The sequence below is a fragment of the Frankia tisae genome, from assembly GCF_025403405.1.
GTDB lineage: Bacteria > Actinomycetota > Actinomycetes > Frankiales > Frankiaceae > Frankia > Frankia tisai.
Genome location: NZ_JANEZT010000517.1, coordinates 1 through 3,499, shown reverse-complemented (window position 1 = coordinate 3,499; position 3,499 = coordinate 1). Strand labels below are relative to the sequence as shown.

Annotated in this window: 4 protein-coding genes and 1 tRNA gene; 1 reads left to right on the top strand and 4 read right to left on the bottom strand. The window is 70.4% G+C overall.

What is annotated here, in order from left to right:
* On the top strand, nt 1–472 hold a 472-nt coding region (locus NBZ85_RS29100; RefSeq protein ID WP_261560446.1), incomplete at its 5' end, for a hypothetical protein.
* A 249-nt stretch (nt 473–721) separates the two neighbouring features.
* Here NBZ85_RS29100 and pyrH read toward each other — a convergent pair.
* From pyrH to NBZ85_RS29080, 4 genes are all read right to left on the bottom strand, one after another.
* Entirely contained in the window at nt 722–1,492 is a 771-nt protein-coding gene (gene pyrH, locus NBZ85_RS29095; RefSeq protein WP_261563153.1) for a UMP kinase, read from the bottom strand.
* A gap of 477 nt (nt 1,493–1,969) precedes the next feature.
* Nucleotides 1,970–2,323, bottom strand: a complete 354-nt coding sequence (locus NBZ85_RS29090; RefSeq protein WP_261560444.1) for a VOC family protein — start codon at nt 2,321–2,323, stop codon at nt 1,970–1,972.
* 87 nt (nt 2,324–2,410) lie between these two features.
* Nucleotides 2,411–2,487, bottom strand: a tRNA-Pro gene (locus NBZ85_RS29085).
* A 144-nt stretch (nt 2,488–2,631) separates the two neighbouring features.
* A partial coding sequence (locus NBZ85_RS29080) for a metallophosphoesterase (protein ID WP_261563152.1) occupies nt 2,632–3,499 on the bottom strand: 868 nt, incomplete at its 5' end.

The following is a 3,499-nucleotide window of genomic DNA, read 5'->3' as shown; positions in this document are numbered from 1 at the left end:
CCCCAGAACCCTCCGCCCATCCCCGAACCCCCACCTGGAGGAAACCGTGCCCAGCACCCGCGCAGTACTGCGGACCGCGGCCGTCGGCGCGACCGGCGCCGTGGCGGCAGGCCTGTTTGGCGCCGTCCCCGCCGGCGCGTCCACCTCGATCCAGTCGACCGGCTGCACCGTCACCGCCTGGCCGCCCACCGGCGGCTCGACGATCTTCGCGAACGGCGGCATCACCTGCGACCCCCGGTACTCGGGCAACATGCAGATCAGCAACCAGCTGCGGAAGTACGCGAACGGGCAGTGGATGTCCGTCGGGACCCCGGTCAAGAAGTCGTACTGGGGCGGCAGCGGCGTCGGCGAGGGCACCTCGGTGCCCTGCAGCTACGACGGTCAGGCCCAGTTCAAGACCGTGACCACCGGCACCGCGGACGGCATGTCGACCACGGACACCTCCCAGAGCACCACCTACTCCTGCTTCTGATCCACCGCTAGTGACCCACGAATGCTGAGCCCGGCGCCGGTACCGGCCACGTGTCGGTACCGGTCCGGCGAGGCCGGACCGGGCGAATCATGACAAAAAGCGAAAATACAGGACCGGATTCCGGTCATCGACTTCGCCGATTAAGACAACAATTGCGCGGCCTACCGCCAACCCGCCACGGCGGGAGTACAAGCCCGGTACCGGCCGGCGGCAAGCGACGGGAACTGCGCCGACCGGCGGCGCCGCGGCTCACACCACCGTTTCGGCGGAACTCGCCAGCGCCGCGGAATCCGACTTCCCGCCCGTGCTGTCGATGACGGTCCCCCGGTGTTCGCCGCGACAGATCGCCGTCATCGCCCCCTGCTGCTCGATATCGAAGATATGCAACGGGATGCCGAAGTCGCGGGCAAGAATGAATGCCGACTGATCCATGACGCGCAGACCCCTGCTGATCACCTCGTCGTAGCTGAGGTGAGAAAATCGCTGGGCGTCCGGGTTGATCTTCGGGTCGCTGTCGTAGACGCCGTCGACGCCGTCCTTGGCGGCGAGCACCGCGTCGGCCCCCAGCTCCAGCGCACGCTGCACCGCCGGGTAGTCGGTGGTGAGGAAGGGCTGGCCGTTCCCGCAGGCGAGAATGACCGTGGCCCCCTTCTCCAGCAGGTGCACGGCTCGCAGCCGGATATAGGGCTCGGCCACCGCCGGGACCGGGACCGCCGTCATGACCCGCAGGTTGTCCTCCCCAAGGGCGGTCAGCTTGCCCCGCAGCAGCAGACTGTTGATGACGGTGCCGAGCATCCCGATGTTGTCGGCCTCGACCCGATCGATTCCCCACCGGTCCGACTGGTTGCCGCGGAAGAGATTTCCACCGCCGACGACGATCGCGACCTCGACCCCGGACTGACGCACCGCGATGATTTCCCGGGCGAGATGTTCCAGCGCATTCGAATCGAAGCCGAATTCGGCGGAACCGGCGATCGCCCGGCCACTTAGTTTTACGACCACTCGACGGTATTTGGCCACAGTTTCCCGCTTCCCCTTTTCCATCGTGCGATCTTAACGTAACCGGGCCAATGATCGATCATGAGCCCAGGAAGTACTGGGTACACGGTAGAGCACCCGACTCCCGGCGCCACGCCATGCCCAGCCGGCCACGAAAACAACCCGTACCGGCCGCAGCGCGTCAGGCGCCGATGAGGGTAGGCCCCGGCCGCGGCGACCTGCCGATGCGCGCGCGGGCCAGCTCCGGCGATCTTGGTGTTCCGCGGAACCGCGCCACGTGTCCGGCCGGATCCCCGACCCGTGCCACCCAGATCCGAACCGCGCTGCCAGCGCTCCACGACGATCGGCGCTCCCGCCGCCGTCGCGTCACAGCAATGTCCCCACCGGGGCGGCGTCCCCACCGGGGCGGCGTGCCGCCCGCCACGGAGGCGAGTACCCGGCGGACCGGGTGACGGCTCGTGCGCACACCACTTACTGGCGGGGGCTGGGCCGGCGGTGTCAAGTCGCGATGTGCAGGTATTCGAACACCGTCCCGTCGGGGTGTTCGGCGATCAGCCGGGTCCCGTTGGGTGACTCGCCGGGCCCTTCGATCAGTGCACCGCCTGCCGAGGTGATCGCGTTGGCGACAGCGTCGAGGTCGTCAACGAGCACGGTCGCCGCCCGGTTGCGCAGCGGCGCCAGCGCGGCGGGCGTGCCCGCTACCAGGAGGAAGGGGCCGACCCATGCCAGCTCGACATCGCGGAAGCCGAAGCGACGCGTGGGCGCATCACCAGCCAGTCGCTGGTAGAGGGGCAGCGCGGCGTCGAGCGATTCGACGTAGACCCGAGCGAGCACCTCACGGATTGGACTCACAGCGCGACGCTACCCGGCCCTGCCTGAGGCCATGACGAAAGCCCTGGTCCGGCTCTCCTCTAGGAGCCTGTGACCAGGGCTTTCATGTGGTCGGGGTGGCGGGATTCGAACCCACGACCTCTTCGTCCCGAACGAAGCGCGCTACCAAGCTGCGCCACACCCCGCGACCGAGTTGAAGCATACCCGACGGACCAGTGGTTCCGGGCGGGAGGTGGCGGCGGGTTCGGCCGGGCCCCGCGGTCAGGCCGGCCCCGCGGTCAGGCCGGCCCTGCGGTCAGGCCGGCCCTGCGGTCAGGCCGGCCCTGCGGTCAGGCCGGCCCTGCGGTCAGGCAGAGCAGCGTCGCCTCGGGGCGGCAGCCCAGGCGCACCGGCGCGAAGGGCGAGGTCCCCAGGCCCGGGGACACGTGCAGCCAGGACCTTCCCGCGGCGGTCACGTGGCGGGACAGCCCGCGGGCCCGCGAACGGTCGAGCCCGCAGTTGCTCACCAGCGCCCCGACCCATGGCAGCCGGATCTGGCCGCCATGGGTGTGACCCGACAGGATGAGCCCGACGCCATCCGCGGTGAAGGCGTCGAGAACCCGGGGCTCGGGCGTGTGCGACAGGCCGAGCGCGAGCTGCGTGCCGAACTCCGGCGCTCCCGCAACGAGGTCGGGCCGGTCGCGGCGCAGCCGGGCATCGTCGACCCCGCGCACGTCGATCCGGCTGCCGCCGACGGCCAGGACAGCCCGAGTGTTGGTCAGCTCGGTCCAGCCGCTCGCCGCGGCCAGGTCTTTGGCGAGGCCGGCCCAGTCCAGCGGGACGCCGGTCGGCTCGGCCGGCGCGGCACGGCGCAGGTACCGGTGCGGACTGCGCAGCGTGGGGACGAAGTAGTCGTTGTTCCCGGGGACGAACACACCCGGAAACGAGTACAGCGGCTCCAGTGCGCTGAGCAGCGGGTCGCGGGCATCTTCGGCGCAGAGCACGTCGCCGGTAAGGGCGATCAGGTCCGGCACCAACCGGGCCAGCTCCGCCAGCCAGGCGAGCTTGCCCCGTTGGGCCGCCGTGACGTGCAGGTCGGACAGGTGCAGCACGCGCAGCGGGCGCGAGCCGGCCGGGAGGGTAGGGATCGACAGCCGCCGCAGCGTGTAGGCGTTGCGCTCGTAGAGCGCACCGTAGGCGAGCGTGCCCGCCCCGGCC